Source organism: Dyadobacter sp. SG02, from assembly GCF_900109045.1.
Taxonomy (GTDB): Bacteria; Bacteroidota; Bacteroidia; order Cytophagales; family Spirosomataceae; genus Dyadobacter.
Genome location: NZ_FNYL01000026.1, coordinates 1 through 20,383, shown reverse-complemented (window position 1 = coordinate 20,383; position 20,383 = coordinate 1). Strand labels below are relative to the sequence as shown.

10 protein-coding genes are annotated in these 20,383 nt (G+C 49.8%); 3 read left to right on the top strand and 7 right to left on the bottom strand.

From position 1 onward, the window contains the following. Nucleotides 1–90: 90 nt before the first annotated feature. The 4 genes from BMW93_RS34625 to BMW93_RS34610 all read right to left on the bottom strand — a co-directional run bounded on the left by BMW93_RS34625 (nucleotide 91) and on the right by BMW93_RS34610 (nucleotide 7,200). The gene (locus BMW93_RS34625) at nucleotides 91–1,890 is read right to left on the bottom strand and encodes a RagB/SusD family nutrient uptake outer membrane protein (protein ID WP_090387345.1); all 1,800 of its coding nucleotides are present in this window, start codon (nucleotides 1,888–1,890) and stop codon (nucleotides 91–93) included. A gap of 20 nt (nucleotides 1,891–1,910) precedes the next feature. Then, the gene (locus tag BMW93_RS34620) at nucleotides 1,911–5,408 is read right to left on the bottom strand and encodes a TonB-dependent receptor (protein WP_218147773.1); all 3,498 of its coding nucleotides are present in this window, start codon (nucleotides 5,406–5,408) and stop codon (nucleotides 1,911–1,913) included. Nucleotides 5,409–5,479: 71 nt separating this feature from the next. Beyond that, on the bottom strand, nucleotides 5,480–6,484 hold the full coding sequence (locus BMW93_RS34615; protein ID WP_090387344.1) for a FecR family protein: 1,005 nt from the start codon (nucleotides 6,482–6,484) through the stop codon (nucleotides 5,480–5,482). 47 nt (nucleotides 6,485–6,531) lie between these two features. After that, nucleotides 6,532–7,200, bottom strand: coding sequence for an RNA polymerase sigma-70 factor (locus tag BMW93_RS34610; protein ID WP_090387342.1), 669 nt, complete (start codon nucleotides 7,198–7,200; stop codon nucleotides 6,532–6,534). 433 nt (nucleotides 7,201–7,633) lie between these two features. Between BMW93_RS34610 and BMW93_RS34605 the strand changes: the two genes are divergently transcribed. Beyond that, on the top strand, nucleotides 7,634–8,656 hold the full coding sequence (locus tag BMW93_RS34605) for a hypothetical protein (protein ID WP_090387340.1): 1,023 nt from the start codon (nucleotides 7,634–7,636) through the stop codon (nucleotides 8,654–8,656). 283 nt (nucleotides 8,657–8,939) lie between these two features. Here the strand turns inward: BMW93_RS34605 and BMW93_RS34600 are convergent, their stop codons facing one another. The 3 genes from BMW93_RS34600 to BMW93_RS34590 form a co-directional block, all read right to left on the bottom strand. Then, nucleotides 8,940–9,632: a nucleotidyl transferase AbiEii/AbiGii toxin family protein gene (locus BMW93_RS34600; protein WP_090387338.1), complete on the bottom strand. Its 693-nt coding sequence runs from the start codon at nucleotides 9,630–9,632 to the stop codon at nucleotides 8,940–8,942. Then, nucleotides 9,629–10,141: a hypothetical protein gene (locus BMW93_RS34595; RefSeq protein ID WP_229241137.1), complete on the bottom strand. Its 513-nt coding sequence runs from the start codon at nucleotides 10,139–10,141 to the stop codon at nucleotides 9,629–9,631. The genes BMW93_RS34600 and BMW93_RS34595 overlap by 4 nt, the downstream gene beginning before the upstream one ends. Before the next feature lie 149 nt (nucleotides 10,142–10,290). Next, nucleotides 10,291–14,298, bottom strand: a complete 4,008-nt coding sequence (locus tag BMW93_RS34590) for a hybrid sensor histidine kinase/response regulator transcription factor (RefSeq protein WP_143061794.1) — start codon at nucleotides 14,296–14,298, stop codon at nucleotides 10,291–10,293. Between the two features lie 698 nt (nucleotides 14,299–14,996). Here BMW93_RS34590 and BMW93_RS34580 point away from each other — a divergent pair. Continuing rightward, a complete protein-coding gene (locus tag BMW93_RS34580) occupies nucleotides 14,997–15,677 on the top strand; it encodes a response regulator transcription factor (RefSeq protein ID WP_177194290.1) in 681 nt (226 codons plus the stop codon). Nucleotides 15,678–16,132: 455 nt separating this feature from the next. Further along, nucleotides 16,133–20,383 (top strand): hypothetical protein (locus BMW93_RS34570; protein WP_143061792.1); only part of this gene is annotated, 4,251 nt, incomplete at its 3' end.

Here is a 20,383-nt window from a genome sequence, read left to right as displayed (position 1 = left end):
ATTTATTGAAAAATAGGTATTTGTATTAAAATATAGAAAGGCGATGATGCCTGTTCTTTTAGCATCATCGCCTTTCACACTTACTTTACTTTAATCCAATGGATTGAATGTGCCGCCCCATTCCGCATTTTGCTTCAATACGGAGCTGGCTTCCAGGTTCGGCTGGCTGATCGGGTAAAACCAGTGGTTCAGGTCGAGATTGAACTTGTATTGCGGATCGCCGTCGAGGTTTTCGATGAATACGGCCGTGAATTTCTTGCGGACTGCGGCGTCGGAAATATCATCGGTCCATTCAACTTTTGCCCCATCCTTCAACACGAAATAGATACCCTGACGAAACCCGGTTTTGTTGATTACGTCAAATCGCTTCCACCGCCGCAAATCACCCCAGCGCTTGTTTTCGAACGCAAATTCCACGAATCGCTCCGCCATATATGCCTCGCGGATGCCTGCCTGCGTAGTAGCCGTAATACCGTATTTGCCTGATGCGCCCGGCGTAATGCCTGCCCGCGCGCGGATGTCTTTCAATACCTGCAATGCTTCCTCCGGTTTGCCGACTTCGTTGGCAGCTTCGCCGTAATGCATCAGCACTTCCGCGAAGCGTATTTCTACCCAGTCCGTCGCGGCATTGCCGATGACCGTGCTCGTGAGGGTATTGTCGAGCCCTTTAATGCAAAAGAACCCTGAAACGCCCGCCCCGATCGTGACGGATTTCTGATCGCTGGCGAGGGAAACATATTTGAACCCGCCGGGGGAGCTGGCGTCTGCCGCTTTTCGCCATGCGCTCCAATACCGTGTTCCGGTCGGGAGGTCGGGGGTAGGATAAGGCGTGCCTCCGGTGAAAATCGTCGCGTAGAACCGGTCGTCGCGGTTGGTGACGAAATCGGTCAGGTACTGCTCGTTATAAGCCGGGTCACTGGCCAGTCTGGCGGCGTCGAACTGCATGGGCGTACCGTCTTTTTTAGGATAAGCATTCAACAATGGCAGCAACGGCTGATCCTTGTTCGCGTCGCCTTGCGTGAGCGGCTGCGGCCGGATGCCCGCCTGGTTGAACGGGTGATCGGGGTAAGAAAACTGGTTGACCATAATCACTTCCTTGTTGCGCTCCTGCTTCCATAATTGTCCATACGCGCCAAGCAAGCCTTTTCCCTGTGCTCTCAGGAAGTCCACGGCAGCCTTATTTGCTTCATAGGCTTTCTGCCACCGCGATGGATCATTCGATGGGTTGAACAGCGGGCTCGCGTACCAGAGCAATACCTTTCCTTTAAATGCCATGGCCGCACCTTTATCGATGCGTCCGTAATTGGCATTATCCCATTGATCGGGCAATGCGGCAATGGCGGCGTCCAGGTCTGCGAGAATCTGCGTGATGCATTCGGAGGTTTTATTCCTGGGCACGAAAAGACTCTCTTTGTTGGCCGGGTCCTGCGGTTGCAGGATCAGGGGAACACCGCCGAAAGTGGCCACCTTGCCGAAATAATCCCACGCCCGCCAGAAAAGCGCCTGGCCGGACATTTGTTTCTTTTGTTCTTCGGAAAGTACCGTGGAGGATACGCCCGGCAGTTTTGCGAGGAAAAAGTTGATCTTGTCGATATTGGTGTAAGTCAGGTTCTGGCCGTCGGAAGCGACGCTGATAATACCCCTGAGGTAGTTACTCATCGAGCCGGGCGCATTCATGCCCTCGTCGCTGCTATTGGCGTTGACAGGCCAGGATGGGATCATGTTACCATGAATGTCGGTCAGAAATGCGCTGATCAGCTTTTCGTCATTCCAGACGTTATCGGGGTTGATGGCGCCCGTATTGACGTAGTCGAGGTCCGGCTTGCAAGCCTGGGGAAGCCAACCGGCCGCCAGGCATATTAATGAGAGCTTTATGATATGTTTACGCATGATAAAATCCTTTTGAATTGTCAGAATGTGACATTGATACCAAAATTGAAACTACGCATGACGGGATATGCCGTGCCGTCCCCGATTTCGGGATCGTAATAAGAGAAGCCGGTCAGGTTGAAGAGGTTAGTTCCCGAGAAATAGACCTTCACGCTCTCCAATGCCTTGTTATAAAGCCGGGTAGGGACGGTGTAGCTCACATTCAGGTATTTCAACCGGGCGAAACCTGCGTTCTGATACCAGAATGAAGATTCGGTATTATAGGTGTTGGATTGATTGGCCGAGACACGTTTCGGCAGGGCAGCGTCGGGTGTGCCCGGCGTCCAGCTGTTGTCGTACCAACCTGAATACATCCTGTTCCATTCCACGCCGCCGGCAAGGTCCTGGTACGACTTCTTCTGTTTCAGGTTACCATTGAACAACAGGTCTACGCTGAATCCCTTCCAGCTTCCGCCGAGGTTCAACCCGTAAACGATGGGGAAGTTATTAGCCTTGATCACCACGCGGTCGTACGTATCGATAATGCCGTCCGGCGTTCCCTGCGGTCCGCTGAGGTCTTTATATGTCATCATACCGAGTTCGGGGGCGAAGCCATTGTACTTGTAGCCGGGATGTTCGCTGTTGAACTGGTCGAGTTCGGACTGGGTACGGATGATTTTATCGAATTGAAGTCCTTTGATGACCGTCAGCGATCTTCCCGTCGGGATATCGATTTGCTGTGCATTCTGGGCGTAGTCCTGCGTCACCACTTTGTTCCAGCCATAGGAGGCGGTGAGTCCGCCAAAGTAGGTGAATGCATTCTTCTTGCCTTCATAGCCAATGCTGACATCAAATCCTTTGGCCTTGATTACACCGTAATTTTCCGGCGGAAGCGTGAGGCTGAATGTCGGCGGAACCGATTGCGTTCGCATGCCCAGGATGTCGTAAGATTTCCGGTTCCAGTATTCCAGGGTAGCCGTCCAGTTTTTCAGGAATGTAATGTCTGCACCTGCATTGTAGGTCAATGCTTTCTCCCAGGTGAGGTTCGGGTTCACCACTGATCCGTAGGTAATGCCCGTGGCCTGTTTGCCATCCGTGCCAAAATAGGCCGAAGTACCTTGTTTGTAAGACTCCTGCCATTGCCAGCCGCTCAGTACCGCGCTACCGTTCAGGCCGCCTACCGCGTCGTTCCCGGTAAGCCCTGCGGAGAGACGTAGTTTCAGATTGTCGATCGCCCGTGTTTTGAAGAACGACTCTTTTGAAATAACCCATCCTACTGCACCCGCCGGAAAAAAGCCCCATCTTTTATCGGGCGCGAAATTCATGGAGCCGTCTTGCCGGAAAGAGAAGGTAGCAAGGTACTTCCCGTCGTAATCGTAGTTGAACTGGCCAATGTAAGAAGCGCGGCCGCTGACGAAATCGGTGTTTCCGCCCGCGTAATCATCCGCGCGTGTGCCGCTGGCCGCCCACCACTGGTCGGTTGTGTACACGGGGAATGTCTCCCTTCCCGCGAAAATGCCGCTGCCGCTCGATTCCGCTTTCTCGTACACGAGCAGGCCTTGCACGTGGTGAATGTTGTTGAACGTGTTTTCGTAGTTCAGTTGAAGGTCCAGCTGGTAATCCTGGCCCCAATCCACATTGGTACGCAGGTAATCTTTCGGAATATTGGTCGAAGCTTTCGTGCCGATAATGCTCGCGTCGTCGGTATGTACAATATGCTTATTGGCGCCGTCGCGCTTCATAACGTGCATTAAATAGCTTTTCTGAAAGATTTTCTGCCGGTTATACGCGTAATTTTTACTGTAAGCGGCCTTGGCGCTCAGCCCTTTAATCACAGGGATCTGGTAGGTAGCGTTGAGGACGATTTGTGGTTTGAGAAAATTGACTTTGTCATAACCGCCGTCACCTGCCACGGTCCCGCCTACATTGGCGATCCAGCCGTAATCGAGCAGTTTTCCGCTGTCGGTGTAAACGGGCTGGTCGGGTTGCCATACCAGCAGTTTCCGGTAGAGCGACTGCGGCCCTTCCCAGGTGACATTCCCCTGAAGGTTGTTGCTTAGCCCCATTCCGACGAAAAATTGCAAATCTTTGGTCGCATCGATGGTCGCATTCAGGCGGATATTGTATTTGTCGTAGGTCAAAGGTTTTAAAAAGCCATTTTGCTTCACATAAGACGCCCCGGCAAAGTACCGGACCTTCTCACTGCCGCCCGAAACGCTCAGGTTGTGCTGCGAAGTAGACGGATTGCGCCACACCGATTCCAGCTGATCGTACCCCCAGCCATTGTTAATGCTTTTATAATGATCGAGTTCTTCCTGTGACCACGCCCAGCCTGCGGGATCGGCAGCGCCGTTGATGCGGTTGTAGAGCTCGCCCGCCTGCACCGCGCTCGTAAGCGCCACGTTTTTCGTACGGGTGTCGAAACCGGTATTGAAGGAATAATTGAACGAAGGCTTGCCCGCTTTTCCCCGGCGCGTTGTGATGAGGATTACCCCGCCGGCCGACCGCGAACCGTAGACAGCCGCCGAAGCCGCATCTTTGAGGACGGTGATCGTTTCTATTTCATTCGGACTGAGGTTATTGAAATCACCCGAGCCCCTGATCACGCCGTCGATCACGTAGGTTACTGGTTGCGCGTTGAGGGACGAGCCGGTCCGGATGCTGATCTCCGGATTGGTACCGGGTATCCCGTTGGGCGTTTTGATGTTGACGCCCGCGAGCCTTCCGGCAAGCAAATTACCGGCCGAAGTGGTGGGCATATTCTGCATTTCCTCGGTCACATTTACGCTCGCTACCGAGCCGGTCATCAGCGATTTTTTCTGCGAGCTGTACCCGGTAACCACCAGCTCTTCCAGCGATTTGACATCCGACGCCAGCATTACCTCTATCCGGGTTTTATTTCCCACAGTCAGTTCCTGCGACAAAAAACCGACGAATGAAAAGACCAGAATCGCATCTTTGTCCGCCACCTCCACCGAAAATTCGCCACGCTCATCGGTGATCGTTCCGCGCTGGGTACCTTTCACCACCACGCTTACGCCCGGCAATCCGGCACCCTTGTCGTCGGATACCTTGCCATTAAGGACGATTTCCGCTGCCATACCGGCGGTTTGCCCTTCGGACGACGCCGTGAAGGAAAATTGCCGGAGTGGTTGTCCGGCCGCATTCGATACCGGCGTCGGTTGCGATTTCTTGCCATCCTTCAATGGTTTGACCACGATATACCCACCGGTTTTGGATCTTCTGTATTGCAAGCCGAGCGGTTTCAGGATTCTTGAGAGCGATTTTTCTGCATTAACCTGAAAATCCAGGGCGCTCACAGGAACCTCATAACCCTGGACCACGCTGTCGAAATACAGGATATCGACTTTGTAATGGGTTTTGAAATCCTGCAATACCGATTTCAGGCTTCGGGTGGATTGCTGGGCTAAGAGCGGGTGTTGCCGCTGCCCGATCGCGGCCAGCAGCTGTGCATGGCCGGGAGAACCGGCACTCGCGGCAGCCAGCGCGAAGAGGAGGGATCGTAACGGTCTTTTCATAGAAAATGGGTTTTAAGCAGGAAAGAAAAGATTAAGGGTTGGTATAGGGTCAGGGGTTTAGATTAACAGTATTAATAATCCAGGGTGATGACTTTTCCGTCGTCGGAGCGGGAATAGGATAGTCCGGAGTCGTCGGCCAGTATTTCAAAAAGCTCTTCGGCATTCAACGCGGTGAAGGAGCCGGAGATCGTCTGGGCGGCGAGGGTGGAATCGGGTATGCGAATTTCCAGCCCGAAATTGTCCTCGAACAGGTCGCATATTTCCCGCAGGCTCTCATTTTCAAAAACAAACCGGTGGGCTTTCCACGCCGAATAGTTGGCCGGGTTGGCTGTTTTCTTCACGGATGCCCGCCCGGGCGCATCGAAAGTAACGAGGTCACCGGGCCGCATCACGATCTGATCCGTTTCGGAGCCTTTCAGGTAATGCAGTTTGACTTTACCCTTGTTCAGCACGACACGCGAGCGCTTCGGTCGTGCATATACGTTGAACTCCGTGCCCAGCACTTCCACCTCGAAATTCTTTTCCGTATGCACGACGAATTTCTGGTGGGTAGCCGTGTGCGTAATGGCGAAATCCGCCTCTCCGGTCATGTACACGTCCCGGTTGGTCTCCCCGAAGCCCAGGCGCGGGACCCGGAGCGTGGAATTCGCATTGAGCACGACTTTGCTGCCGTCCGGCAGTACCAGACGCTGGATCTGTCCGAAACCGGTCGCGTAAGTTTTGTAACGCACATGGTCGCGGGCGAGCCAGCCGCCCGATAGCAGTATCAACGTGACGGCCGCCGCAATGAGCCACGATTTCGCATTGGCCGGTAATCTCAGCACCGGTCGCGCCGCGGCATGCTCATCCAGGGCTTCGGCAGGGCGTTCGTCGATGCGCGCGAAATGGCGGGTAATCGCCCGCTCGACGTCGGCATTGTACTGGATGTTCTGATTTTCCCATTCCATCAGCCAGATATACAGCTGCTCCCGGGCCTGCGGATCGGCGCTCCAGCGGTCGATCAGGTCCTTTTCGAGAGCGGTTGCATTTCCTGAGAAGTAATTGAAAATCAGTTCTTTGTTTATTGCGTTTTTCATGGTTAATCTTTACAAATAATGTGTTGTTGTACCCCGAAAGGGCAGGGTTAATGAAACAGGGCGAGCAATGCGAACAGCCATTTGGCTTTGATAATCCTCCTCAGTTCCTGCATGGCGGTGTACATCTGAGACTCCACGGTCCGGTACGAGACGCCCAGCTCGGCGGCGATCTCGCTGTATTTTTTTCCTTCGTACCGGTGCATAAGGTACACGCGGCGCTGCTTTTGCGGGAGCGTGTTGATGGCGTTCTGAACGTCGTTGTACAGGTCTTCGTATTGCGTAATATGATCCGGCTGCTGCTCGGGTTGGAGCGTCACGTATTCCGCATGTTCCAGGGAGGTGTTCCGCTTCATTTCGAGGCGTGCGTAATCGAAGGCGCTATACCGCACGGCCGAAAACAGGTAGTTCCGGAAAGACGTTTCAACATGGGCAAACGTCCGGTCCCGGTGGAATTTGTAAAAAACCTCGGATACGATGTCCTCGGCAATTTCCTTCGACGATACATACCGCACGACGTGGCTGCACAGCGGACGGTAGTACCATCGGAAAAGAAGCTCTATCCCCGTGTTGGTATCCGACTCAAACGCCTTTTTGAGCAACATTTCCGAATCTGCGGGAAACTCGGGTCGGCGCGTAAGCCTGTCCGGGCCATTACCGGGAGGGGCGGGCTGGCCCAGGTCATCCTCGTGATGATCAGACAATTCCAAACTATCCATTACTAGCGGGTTAAAAAGTGCCGACAAAAGGCCGGTTTGAGCGGCCTTATTATAATGTCGTTCTCACCGCCCCAAACACTTAGAAGAAAAACATATTTTTTATTAAATAATTTACAAATGTACATATGTTTAAACAAACTTCCGCTTTTCAGAACTGGCAAGAAGGTGTGTTTTGGACAATGCTACGGTCAGGGGATCAAGGCGAAGGCAGAAAGCGAGGCGCCTTCAAGGATAACTTGTTGATACAAAATAAACTTGCGATAGCAACTTAATAGCATTTTTATTAACTTAATACTTCAATCACCCTCAGGCGAAATCCGGAACCGGAAGCCGACCTCGATCACTATTTCTCTCATAGCGATAAAAGTATAAATCGGAGGGACTATTAAAGTCCCTGATAAACTGTGTCCGGAATGGAACAAAAGATTTATTTATGAGCAAGAAGGTAGATGTTAGCATTGCGTTTTACGGTAAGCCTTACCAGGCAATCGTAACGATCAAGACACTGATCAAATACAGTGGCGAACACATTGATAAAATCTATTTTTCAAGGGAGAGAAAGCAGCCGCACAATGATTATGTCGGAATTTTCAAAGTGATCGACTATTTCAGAAATGATCCGGATGTGCGATTGATCGTCCAATACCCCTACCATCATCTGGGACTGGGCGTGATGGACATCGGGCGGGCAAAAACGGACAAGCGTTGGCGGCAGAGTATTTTGTACCAATATGCTTTGGAAACCACGGATAAGAAGTATCTGTGCATTATGCATAATGATATGCTTTATCACGGAGATATGATCGGAGATATGCTCAAAGAATTCGATACCCGTGCCCCCAACCTGGCCGGTGTCGGGTCGGTCGGGCAATGCTGGTCTTGCCCTGCCGGTCCTGCGTGGGGGAATAAATGTGATTCGTATAAGTATCGGGAGTACGTCCCGTCTATGGAAGAAGCGCTGGAACTAACGGAGGCTTACGCTACACCCAGGCAAAAACTTCAGAAGGAGGTCATAGAGCGGGGAAGGGTTCATATGCTACCGGAATGCCGGTTGAACGAGTATTGTGCGCTGATCGATGTGGAGAAATATCGCCTGGAAACCGTCCCGAACGGCGACATCGGCTGTTATGGCGGAAACTGGGGCGGCGTCGACACGGCCACGGTATGGTCGCACGATATGTACCAAAAAGGCTATGTTTTTCAGCATTTGTGTTTGGAAGATTACGCACGCCACGCCGCATTCGACGGAACCGGAAGCGGTACGCAGGCCAACACAAGCCGGGATATTTACCAAAATGCCGAAAGAAATGCCAAAGCTTACATCGAACAGAATTTCGGGGAGATCAGGGAAACGGCTTACGTGGCTTTGGCGAATTTGCTGGATTCGGTGAAGCGGGAGGCGTGGCTAGGGATTATACATAGTTATGGGTTTTTGAAGCGGGTTTTGGGGAGCTAGGGGGGGCGGAATTTATTCAATGCCATGCATGGCAAGGCCCGGCCGACTTTCTTTTTTAGATTTATTTTGGAAGATCTACCAGCATCATGCTTTCCAGAAATTTAGCAAATGCTTCCATGGTAAACGTACCCAAAGGTGTAAGATGAAGATCAAACACGCTTCCGTTATCTATTCTGAGGTTATTGCCTATACCCGTTAGAGTTACAGCCACCGTTGTTGCTTCTTCGATATCTGTCGCCGCATCGCAATTGATTCTTAGAAGCTACAAATTTTCGTGCAAGTTTTAAATCGTTGTGGGGGTTATAAATTCCGAAAGTGATTCAATAATATAAGCGCCCCGCCTTTGTTCTGAGAATTCCAGGTGGCAGCCGATCCATTCATCCAGATATTTATTTTCTAGGAGAGCTTTTATTTCTTCCCGCAGATAGCCCAGGACGGGCTCACTACATTCTCGCAGTTCGAGCCAAATGGAAGATCGGTTGTTTAACACGTAAATAATGTCTTCGAAATCGGTGCTCCATCGTCCATCATTTCCTCCGCGGCTTTTAAATGCCTCGATTTTTGAAGCTAGAAAGTGGATAGGATCGAAAATACGGATTGTTGTATTTTCGTCAAGATTCACACTTATGGCGTTTTGTACTCCTGCTGTATACCATCGATTGGTAAATCCTAAGATTGTTTCTGATGTAGGCATTACATCGACTGTCACGCCTTTGATTTTATATCTGCAAATCACTCCTGACGCTACGTCATTTGCGAAGCCCTTGCTTCGCAGTTGTTCTTCTAATACCGCGTAGTCAACGCGACCTGTTAACTCAATCAAAATATCGACGTCATCTGTCGGGCGAACTTCGTCAGCCATCCGGTCAGTGTAAAGCGACACTGTTGCACCGCCAACAAAAAAGAATCTTTCAGCAAGCTCACCCAGAGCATTATGAACGACTTTGATCCGAGTTGTATTTTCCTGATGACTCATAGCAAATATTCTTCCAATACATTAAGTGCGAGTTGTATTTCTCTGCGTTTTCCAACGCGTAAAATGTCTATGCTGGCAAGAAGTTTATAGAGATCTTCATCTTTGGCAGCCGCTATTGCTGTCCCCTTGTATAGAGGCGAGATGCCTTGGCCCCTGACCTGGCCATGCGGATCAGGCCATACATATATCTCGTTTGAAACGATCTTTTCCTTAAAATAGGGGTGAGAGTGAGCGGTTGGTATCCCGATTACGATTGGGCCACGATTAGCCGGAAACACATAGTGCAATCCGTATTTTATAAATTCAAACAGGCCGTTCCTTGCAACTTTTTTCCGGTCTGTCAAGTACAAACCTGCTAGTGCATTTCTGGCGAGCGACTGGGATACCTCCGAAAGACTAATATCCAGTTCGACAGCAATATCTCTATATTGCCAGGATCTGTTTTCCCATAAAACAATCTTACAGAGGATGACCACGTCCTGTGGTCTCATGCCATTATGTGCTATCATACCTCCAAAGTAGGTTTTTTGTTCGCGATTTGCAAACGAAAAACAAGCAATTGTTCACTCATAGTCAAAACATCTTTCGGGCGTGGATGGCATACCTTCTTGTTGCAAAATCCCTAAACTGATATTTACAAAAGATTCCCGAGCATATATTACTCTGAAATCTGCCTTTTTGTTTCGATCGGTGTCTTTCCAAAAATCCTTTTGAACTCTATACTAAAATGCCTGCTGTCGTCAAAGCCGATCATTGTGCCTACCTCGCTGACGCTATGGACTCCTGATTCCAGTAATTTCTTGGCTTCGTTGAACCGGACGGTTTTCATGAAGTCGTTGATTGTCATCCCAGTGAGCGATTTTAATTTTCTGTACAATGACGATACGCTCATACCGATCTCACTAGCGAGCTCATTGACCCCAAAATCACGATCGGAAATATTCTCTCTGACAAGCGTGGTAAGCTTACCGATGAACTCCTCATTCTTGTCGTTGGCAATGCTTTTACTGTCGTGTTGGTCGGTTAACACAGCCTGTCGGTACCGATCTCTGAGATCGCTTCTCAACCGGATCAGGTTATGTATCTTCAATTCAAGTATTTTCGGATCGAACGGTTTAACAAGATAGTCGTCCGCTCCCGCTGCGAGCCCCTCTATGATTTGCTGGTTCTGTGCTTTGGCCGTCAGCAGCACGACGGGTATATGCGAGGTCATCATGTTCTTTTTCAAATGGCTGCTCAGCTGTAATCCATTCATGTCAGGCATCATGATGTCGGATAGAACCACATCGGGCATATACTCATTTGCAAGTTCTAACCCCCGAAGGCCGTTTTCGGCTTCCATGATGTTGAATTCATCCTGGAAAAGCTCCCTGATAAATACGCGTAACTGGTCGTTATCTTCGACGATCAGGATCGTATTGGTTTTCTTTGAAGATGTTCCGTTTTGTTTAACGGGCGGTGTTACAGCAGTTCCCTCCGGCGTGTTTCCGATATAATCGCTGCTTTTCGGCGCAATCTGATTGGGTGAGAAGTGCTGGTTTCCACGGAGCATCCGCATTGTTAATGTGGTACTGCCGGGAATAGATTCCGTCGCCAGACGGCTCTCTGCCGCAAGGTAACCGCGGTGCTCCTCGACAATGCTCTTGGAAAGCGCAAGCCCGATCCCGTAGCCGGGCTTTTCAGAATCCGCCTGGTAATAGTAGGTAAATAATTTTTGCAAATGGGCCTCCGATATACCTTTACCGTTGTCCCGAACAATGATGTCCACCTCATTGGAAATTTCTACAATGTGCACTTCCACCTTACCGCCCTCGGGCGTGAATTTATATGCATTGCTGAGCAGGTTGTAAAATACCTTCTGCATCTGGCCCATATCCAGCCACAACAGCACCGGTGTGTCCGGGCAGACAAGCATCGTTTGGATGGCCTTTTCCTTCGCGATATGCTCGAATGCGGCTATGACGCCTTTCATAACTTTAACCACGTCATACTCCTGTACTTGCAGCCTGATGCCGCCACTTTGGATCTTACGAAAGTCGAGCAGCTCGTTGACCAGAAGCATCAACCGGTCTGAATTATTTTTGGCATATCCCAAATAATGCTCAACGGATTTGCCATCGTGCGCATGCTGAAAGGCCTTTTGCAGTGGCCCCGAAATCAACGAAAGGTGCGTCCTGATTTCATGAGAAATATTGGTGAAAAAATCAAGCTTAACCTGGTTCAGCGCACTCTCCCTTCGGAATGAGCTCCGGAGCCAGAAAAACCTTGTAATAGCATACATAGTGACAGCAGTCAGCAGAAAATAGGCCAGGTAGGCATACCAGGTTTTCCACCAGGGGGGCAGTATGCTGATTTTTAGACGAAGCGGATCACGGTTCCAGTAACCATCCCCATTTGCAGCCCGTACGGTGAACACATAGTCTCCCGGCGGCAGGTTCATATAGTTAGCAGATTGGCTACCGGTGTAGGTCCAGCTATTATCGAACCCTTCCAGCTTGTAAGCATACCGGTTTCGTTCCGATCTTGGAAAGCTCAACAGGGAAAAACTGATCGTAAAAATGTTTTGATCATGGTGCAGGGTCAATTCCTGGGTTTGATCGAGGTTATGTGTCAGCAAACCGGTGTCGTCGCCTGCTCTTACCTCCCGGTTCAATAATTTCAGCTGGGTCAACACTAACTGGGAAGTGCCGCTCCTTGCTGTCACCTGGTTGGGCGAGAATTGAAAAATCCCTTTGTTGGTCGTAAAGTAAAGCATCCCCGAGGCACTTTTGACGCTGGACGCGGGCCGTGAAATTCCGTTGAAAGGAAGTCCGTCCTGGTAGCCGTAGGTTTGCAGGGTCTGCTTTTCGGGATTGTAACGTGTCAACTCGGCTTCGGTGGCAAGCCAGAAATAACCTTCCTTATCTATCTGGATATCTTCGATCTTCGAAAGTGTAATTTTCGGGTCAAGCAGAAATTTGCCCGACGCGCGATCGAAGCTTTGCAGACCTTGCCGGGTGACTGCCCATATGCTGCCTGCCCCGTCTTCTGCCATTCGCCATACCGCAGCAAAATTTCCGGCACCCCTGCTTTTGTCTGTGGTCAATTCTTTGAAATCGACGGCGTCATGTTTGAGTACAAATGCTTCATCGCCGCCGCCTATCCATATATTTTGCTTCGAATCTTCCAGTATGCTATGGGCATAGGTGACAGACTTGCATTTTCTGAACCCGCCCGTCTGTTTGTCAAACAATAATGCTCCGAAAGTACCTACCAGCCAAAATCTGTTCCTCGAATCTTCCAGAATCTCGTGTACCCTGCCATCTTCCAACTCCTTATAACTTCCGGTGGCGGCAATGGGATAATGGTGGTAGCTCCCGGAATTAAGGTCGAAGCTTGTCAACACCGTGTTTCCTGCTGCCCAGAGCGTATTGTTCCCGTCAATGTAAAAATGATAATAGTCGGAAGAGGGCCGTAATTTCAGGTCGAACGATCTCGTCTGTATGCCTGACGGGTCAAACAGGTGTAATTTTTTCTGATCCTTCCCGATTACCCAAAGTTTACCATCCCGGCTATTGCCCATCCATGCATTGGCATAGCGAACATCGGATATGCCATTCACTGTAAAGGGCCATGAAAGGAAACGGGGGGCATTCGGATAGAAATTGCTGATGCCAAAATAGTAGCTTCCCAGCCATATCCCGCCCTGTCCATCCAGACACATGGTTTGAATGTAATTATCGGCCAGACTGTATATATTGCCCGGCTGGTTTCTGTACCAGGTAGTCTTTCGGCTCACAGGATCGAACAAAGCCAATCCGGAGTGCGTTGCGATCCAAAGTTTCCCTTTGCCGTCGGGCAGGATGCAGCTTACAACGGGCGCCTCCCCGTCCGGGGCGACGAAGTCCTGCATTGGTCTGAATGTTTTCGTCGCGACGTCAAAATGAACGATCCCGCCGGAGCTCGGCCCCAACCAGATCACGTTCCGTTCATCCAGGTACTGTGTACGGAAATCATTAATCAGCGGCGATTTGTTGGTCGAATTGAAACGATAGACTTGTGGAGGATTTCCGTTCGCGGGCACATGTACCAGCCCATTATCGCTTCCCGCCCAGAAATCACCCTGGCTTGTTTGGATTACCGAAAAAATGTCCTTGTCAAGCCGCTCAAAGGTACGGTGAAGGATATAGGTTACCTTTATTTTCCCTTTTGTAACCAGGATACTGTTCAAGCCGAAAGGCGTCCCTACCAATATCCGGTGATCGCGGTCTTCCGCTATGAAGTAAATGTTGTTATTGAGTTCAGGGTTGGTGTTGGGCAGATTGTGATCGACGTGCGTAAAATTGTCTGTCTCCCGGTTATACCGATCGAGTCCGCCCGTTCCAGCCACCCATAAGTCGCCTTTCGAGTCGCAAAAGACGGCATTGAGCATGTCGGACGAAATAGAGTTTGGATCGGATGAATTATGCAGGTATTTCTTCAGCGTGTGAGAATCATACCGGAACAGACCCGCGTAGGTGGCAAACCACATGAAGCCTTGTTTATCCTGGACCACTCCTCTGGCATTAGACATGGAACCGACTTCAATACCGGCCAGATTCCTGAAAGCCTGTGCCTGGGTAAAATGAGCAGAACAGATCATTGCAAGAATGAGCAACGCCCGCCGAAAATTCATCAAAGTTTTCAACAAAAGGTGGGTTATTTAATCCGATTATTAATTTATCGAGTAAGGCATAAATGCCCTTGCGAATGACATCATATACCTGGCCATAATCTTAACAAACCAAGTTGCTCTTTTCGAGGCTTTCGAGGAAAATTATCCGTAATCGCGGCCAAAACCATACGATTTGTTAAAAAAACATCGGTTTGACCTAAAAACCATGTGAAATTGATCAGATTTCCACGCATGATTTGCACGTAATGTGGGATTTGTAAGCGAAATAAGTAGAAATTATTTGATAGACGAAAACTATGTCGACGTCAAAACATTGGCTGGGCGCACTTCCGGCCAGGATTAATTCCATAGGTTGCAATACGCTGGACAATTTATTTGGGTCATGGATCGAAATGTGCCTTTTGAACAGCGTTGACCTAATAAACGTCAGTAATTGGCGAGATTCCACTGGATGCATTTATCCATTTTTTTCGATGTTTGTAAAAACGCAACAAGGCTTTCCTGTATTTCTTCGGATTCAACCGGATCACATGTATAATATGCCATGTGAAAGAATCTGCCCCATGCCTTTGTGGCCGCAACTGAAAAATTATTGCACCTCCTGCCGGCAATGCACCCGCCGCGGACTGACAATATCCTAATGCCTGACCCTTTGCGGGGCTGAATACCTTGTGCATGAAGTGTTACAACGCAAAATGTATTTTGAGAAAATGAAAATGTCACCCACCTACACCAATGTAGAACTGATTGCTATTGTTGACCCTCGCCCGATATTCAAAAGAGGTTTTAGGGAAACTTTGGTCCAGACGCGAAAATCCTTGGAGATTATCGAAGCCAGTAATTATCCGGAACTGGAAAGAAACCATACTGACCGCGCCCCGGAGATTATCTTTATTTCCGGCACAGACCTTTCGGATATTGAAATCATTAACCTGACCAGCCGCCTGAGGCGGTACAGCCCCCTTGCCGCGATAGCCATCTACGACAACCGTAAATCCATCGATTTCCTGCTCACCTTTTTTAAGGACAGTATCGGAGGGTACCTGCCGGATGATTTCGACGCCCGCGACCTGGATATGTGCATCAATTCATTGGCAGCGGGATTACACTATGTCAATAGCGAGATAGCATATCAACTCATCACAAAGAAATCGAGCCTTAAAAAGCAGCCTCGGACCCGACTGCTTTCTGCCCTGGAAATAAAAGTAGCCGGGTGTTTGATCAGGGGTCTGAGCACTTCCGAGATCGCTCATGTGCTGGACCGGCGTAGTTCGACGATCAGTACGGTCAAGTCGAATATTTATAGAAAAACCAATGTGCACAACATCATAGACCTGGCCGTGATCTTAAAAAAGCAAGATGCCCCTTTCGGGGCTTTCGAGGAAAAATGATCCGTAATCGTAGCCAAAAGCATTCGATTTATTAAAAAAACATCGGTTTGAATTAAAAACCATGTGAAATTGATCGGATTGGCACGTATGATTTGTACGTAATGTGGAAATATTTGCAAGTGAATAAAGTAGAAATTATTTGACGAATCAAAACTATATCGACATTAAGTACCTATCTCAAATTAACGCTATCAATTGCAAGCTACCATACCTGAAACCTAGACATCGGGGAGCAGCAACGACCCCAGCCTGAGTTCCAGGAAAGTCATAGCTTGACTGCGTATATACAGAAGCGTTTTCTGTATACCTGAATTTATTTTGCCCTTGTTTTCGCTATATACACTTATCTGGTAGTGAGCACATTCGTCCGGTTTGCCGTTAACCCGGCCGGTAGCTACCATCCGCCATGCGAAGTCCGCTTGAATTCTTTTTTTATTTATTTAACTAACCATAACATGAAAAGAAAGTTACGCAGTGGCCTGGCGGTCCTTGCTTTGACTATGCTCGGTCTCGCAGGGGCCCGGGCGCAGTCACCGGGCGGGGTCGCGGCCAATTTAAAGATCTGGCTCAGGCCGGAAGCTTTTAGCCCATCCAGTTGGTCGGATGCATCTGGCTCCGGAAACAATTTTACCCAGACAAATGCCGGCCGGCAACCATTCCTGGTGCCTGCGGTAGGAGCGGAGAAGTACAACTTCAATGCATTCGTCGATTTCGGTACGGTCGGCAGCGACGCCCGTTTTATGGTTGTCCCCGACGGGCGGCCGTATAGCGCAAATGGCTCCAACAGTACACTCTTTATCGCGTCGATGAGTCGCAATGTTTCAGGCTATTCCGATATCCTGGGTTTTGGCGCAACGACGACAGGCGCGGGGCTCATCAATGCGAACTCTCCGGTGTACACCAATCTGTCTTCCAACATTGTCATCTATCCCTACACCGCAAATGCAGGATTACCGACGGTCCAGGGTGGAAAGATTTATTTGAATGATGTCTCTTTCACAGTTGGCACCGCCGGGATCAAGTACGGCCAGAATGGCCAGACGGGCACGGTAAACAGTACTTTCGCTTCCGGCAATGCGGATCATGCGGATGGTGCCGTTCTAGGGGCTCAACCGGAAGAAAGAAACGGTCTGATTGGCGAAGTAATCGCTTATGAGCGTGATTTGACCGAAGCTGAAAAGATCAGGGTACGCAGTTACATGGCTATCAAGTACGGCCTTACATTGCCGCACAATTACGTTGCCAGCAACGGATCGACCGTGTTTTGGGATCAAACTACGAACACCGGCTATAACAACAACATCGCGGGAATTGCCCGTGATGCGGGCAGCTTGCAGAACCAGAAGCAATCCAAAAGCATCAACGACGGCAATCAGGTGTTGATTGCTACAACGGGTCTTGCCGATGCGAACGCGGCCAACACAACTGAACTTACTGACGGCCAATTTTTGCTTTGGGGCGATAACGGTCTTGCCAAAGCGCCGGCAGTAGCTTTGACAGGTCCTGGCATTAATTTCCGGTTTGCGGCGATCTGGAAAGTCCAAAACTCGGGTAGTGTAGGCACGGTGCGCGTCGCCTGGCCGGCAGGACTGACAAACCTGAAATTAATTCAGAGTTCTGACGAAACGATTGACGGTTCGGACCCGGCTACCGACATGACCGCCACGCAGACGGTCAATGGTGTTTCCTACAATTACGCGGACGTCAGCCTGGCAGACGGGCAGTTTTTCACTTTCGCAGCATACGTTCAGGCACCTGGCGGGGTGGCTGCAAATCTTCTGATGTGGCACAAGGCTAACGACGGTGTAAATGCTGCCGGCGCTAAAAACATCTGGAAAGATATGTCCGTTAACGGAAGGGACGTTACCCAGAACAACAATGCAGCCAACCAGCCCAGCCTGGTAACCGACGCAGCATTCAACGCAGATAGCAAGAACTACTCTTTCAATTTCAATCCGTTTTACTATTTCGACGGTTCCAACGACTTTTTCTATCGCGATAATGATGCCTACTTCCCATCGACGACGAGCCCTGGGTCGACTTATGGTGTGATGTACAATTCGGCATCCGGCGGGTTCCGAACTGCTTACGGCTGGGGTGACGATGACCCTAACCTGGTCCGCGGAGATAACAATTATTATGTCGCTCGTGACAATGGCGTAACGATCAACGAAAACGTCAGTCTAAATACGACACCAGCCCACCTGGCAGGAATGTCCTGGAAAGGCAGCGGCGCTGCTAATAACGGCATGTACCTTAATGTGAACGGCAGGATTTACAGCAGTACCACTACAAATATCGGCGACATTAACGATGCCAATAATTTCGCGATTGGTTCCGAAGGCTTTGCTCTGACCGGAAATGGTAACGAACAATATCAGGGAGGGATTTCCGAGGTATTTGCATACAGCTCAGATCATCAGAACTCGACGGGTGACGAAAAGCAACGGATCAATTCGTACCTGGCCATCAAATATGGTATCACGTTGAGCAATGATGAGGGAACAGGCGCGGCCAACTATCTGAGCAGCAACTCCGCTGTGATTTGGGATGCTACCGCGAATGCTGGTTATAACAGCAACATCGCCGGTATTGCCAAGGATGACAATAGTGCCCTGCATCAGAAGCAATCGTTCAGCGCCAATGCGGGTCAACAGCTCATTATGGGAACCAACGGGTTGGCTGCCACCAATGATGCTAATGCGATGAACCTGACGGATGGCCAGTTTTTTATCTGGGGCGACAACGGGTTGGAGAAAAGGCCAAGCGTATCGTTGACAGGCATCCCTGAGCTCAACTATCGTTTCGCCGCCATCTGGAAAGTACAGAATACGAACAGCGTCCAGTCTGTTCGCGTGGCATGGCCTGCGGGCATCCCTGGTTTGCAATTCATTCAGAGTATGGACCCTGTCTTCGACAACTCCGATCTGAGACAAGATATGTCTGCCAATACAATCACGCTTAATGGCACCACCTACAATTACACGGATGTGACCATGGTTAGTGGCCAGTATTTCACATTCGCTGCAAACCTGGTTGGGCCTGGTGGTGTAGGCGGGGACCTTTCATTGTGGTACAAAGCTGATAGCGGTGTTGAAGTTGACGCCAATAAGAAAGTTACAGGTTGGAACAACTCTACTATCAACGATGTAAAACTGACTATGAGCAGTGCTACCGGATATATCCCGTACAACGATCAGACTACATATACTAACACCTGGAATTTTAACCCTACGCTTTCGTTCGACGGGACTAATAATTACCTGAGAAACAACACGACTCCTTACCTAAACACGGGTGGATCAGTTCATTACATTGCAGTAGCACGGTTGAATACCTCTGCCTCGGGCTACAACAATATGTTTGCAATTGCAGGGAATGACGACGGCTTTTTCCTATATCCACAAAGTGGCCTTGTTTACCCAATGCCTGCTATCGGAAACGGTTTTAGTGCCACAGCAGCTGGTCCGGGATCGGAAAACCGTTTTGGAATTTATTCGGCTATCTTGCCTAAAACGGGGTCTCCTGCGAATCAGCGTGGTTTCTACAATGGCCTTCAAAAAGTATATACTTCGCCATATCCGATAACTGGCGGCTCTTATGGGTTGCCCACCGTGGGTGCATATCTTGGCGCAGATGGAACTACTGCCGACAACCCAAATGGAGATATAGCAGAAGTTATATTGTACCACGGGCCTACCGGCGGGGATATGGCTAATGCGGATCTTGCCAGAATACACAGTTACCTGGCGATTAAATACGGGATCACACTCGATCAGACTACCGCTCAAAACTACATCAATTCTGCAAGCAGTGTTGTTTGGGATGCGTCGACGAATACCGGCTATCAGCACAACATAGCAGGGATTGGCCGTGACAACGAAGCAAGTCTGTACCAGAAACAATCGTGGAGTGTAAACGCCGGTCAGCAAGTTTTGATCGGGACCACAGGTCTGGGCAACACGAACCAGGCCAATGCTACCGGGCTCAATAATGGTCAGTTTTTGATCTGGGGCGATAACGGTCTCACCAAAGCACCGGGTACCTATAATCCTGGTTTGGGCAACGGCGTGAACATGCTTTTCAAAGCTATCTGGAAAGTACAGAATACCGGTGGTGTCGGTACCGTCCGCATCGCATGGCCGACTGGCTTAAACAACCTGTCACTTGTCCAAAGCGCTGACGCTACGATCGACGGTAAGGATGCCTTTACGCCGATGGCTTCCAATACTCAGACAATCAACGGGGTAACCTACAACTACGCTGACGTAACATTAGCCAACGGACAGTACTTCACGTTTGCCGCATCGATCCAGAATGCGCCGGGCGGGGTTTTCACAGGTTTGTCTCAGTGGTATCGGGCGGATATGAGTATCACCAACACCGGCGATGCGACCGACGTCACTGCCTGGACCGACGTGGCTTCCGGAATTGTTGCCAGCCAGATAACTGGTGTAGCCCTTCCGAAATTCAAAACCGGGGCTGCCGATTACCTGAATTTTAACCCAGGGGTCAATTTCACGGCAACAAACCAAACCATTGGAAACCTGACCGTGCAAACGCTCTCCGCACAGCAATACGATGTATTCACTTTGACCAAAGAAGGGATTATCCCGGGCGGTAATGGGCGGATATTTAGTTCGCTCGCCGATAATGCATTCCAAACAGGCAGCATTGCCTATTGGGACGGTCTGGGTATCAATGCT

Excerpts from the sequence above, each read along its gene's own strand:
- BMW93_RS34625 (WP_090387345.1), bottom strand. The coding sequence starts at position 1,890 with ATGCGTAAACATATCATAAAGCTCTCATTAATATGCCTGGCGGCCGGT.
- BMW93_RS34620 (WP_218147773.1), bottom strand. The coding sequence starts at position 5,408 with ATGAAAAGACCGTTACGATCCCTCCTCTTCGCGCTGGCTGCCGCGAGT.
- BMW93_RS34615 (WP_090387344.1), bottom strand. The coding sequence starts at position 6,484 with ATGAAAAACGCAATAAACAAAGAACTGATTTTCAATTACTTCTCAGGA.
- BMW93_RS34610 (WP_090387342.1), bottom strand. The coding sequence starts at position 7,200 with ATGGATAGTTTGGAATTGTCTGATCATCACGAGGATGACCTGGGCCAG.
- BMW93_RS34605 (WP_090387340.1), top strand. The coding sequence starts at position 7,634 with ATGAGCAAGAAGGTAGATGTTAGCATTGCGTTTTACGGTAAGCCTTAC.
- BMW93_RS34600 (WP_090387338.1), bottom strand. The coding sequence starts at position 9,632 with ATGAGTCATCAGGAAAATACAACTCGGATCAAAGTCGTTCATAATGCT.
- BMW93_RS34595 (WP_229241137.1), bottom strand. The coding sequence starts at position 10,141 with ATGATAGCACATAATGGCATGAGACCACAGGACGTGGTCATCCTCTGT.
- BMW93_RS34580 (WP_177194290.1), top strand. The coding sequence starts at position 14,997 with ATGAAAATGTCACCCACCTACACCAATGTAGAACTGATTGCTATTGTT.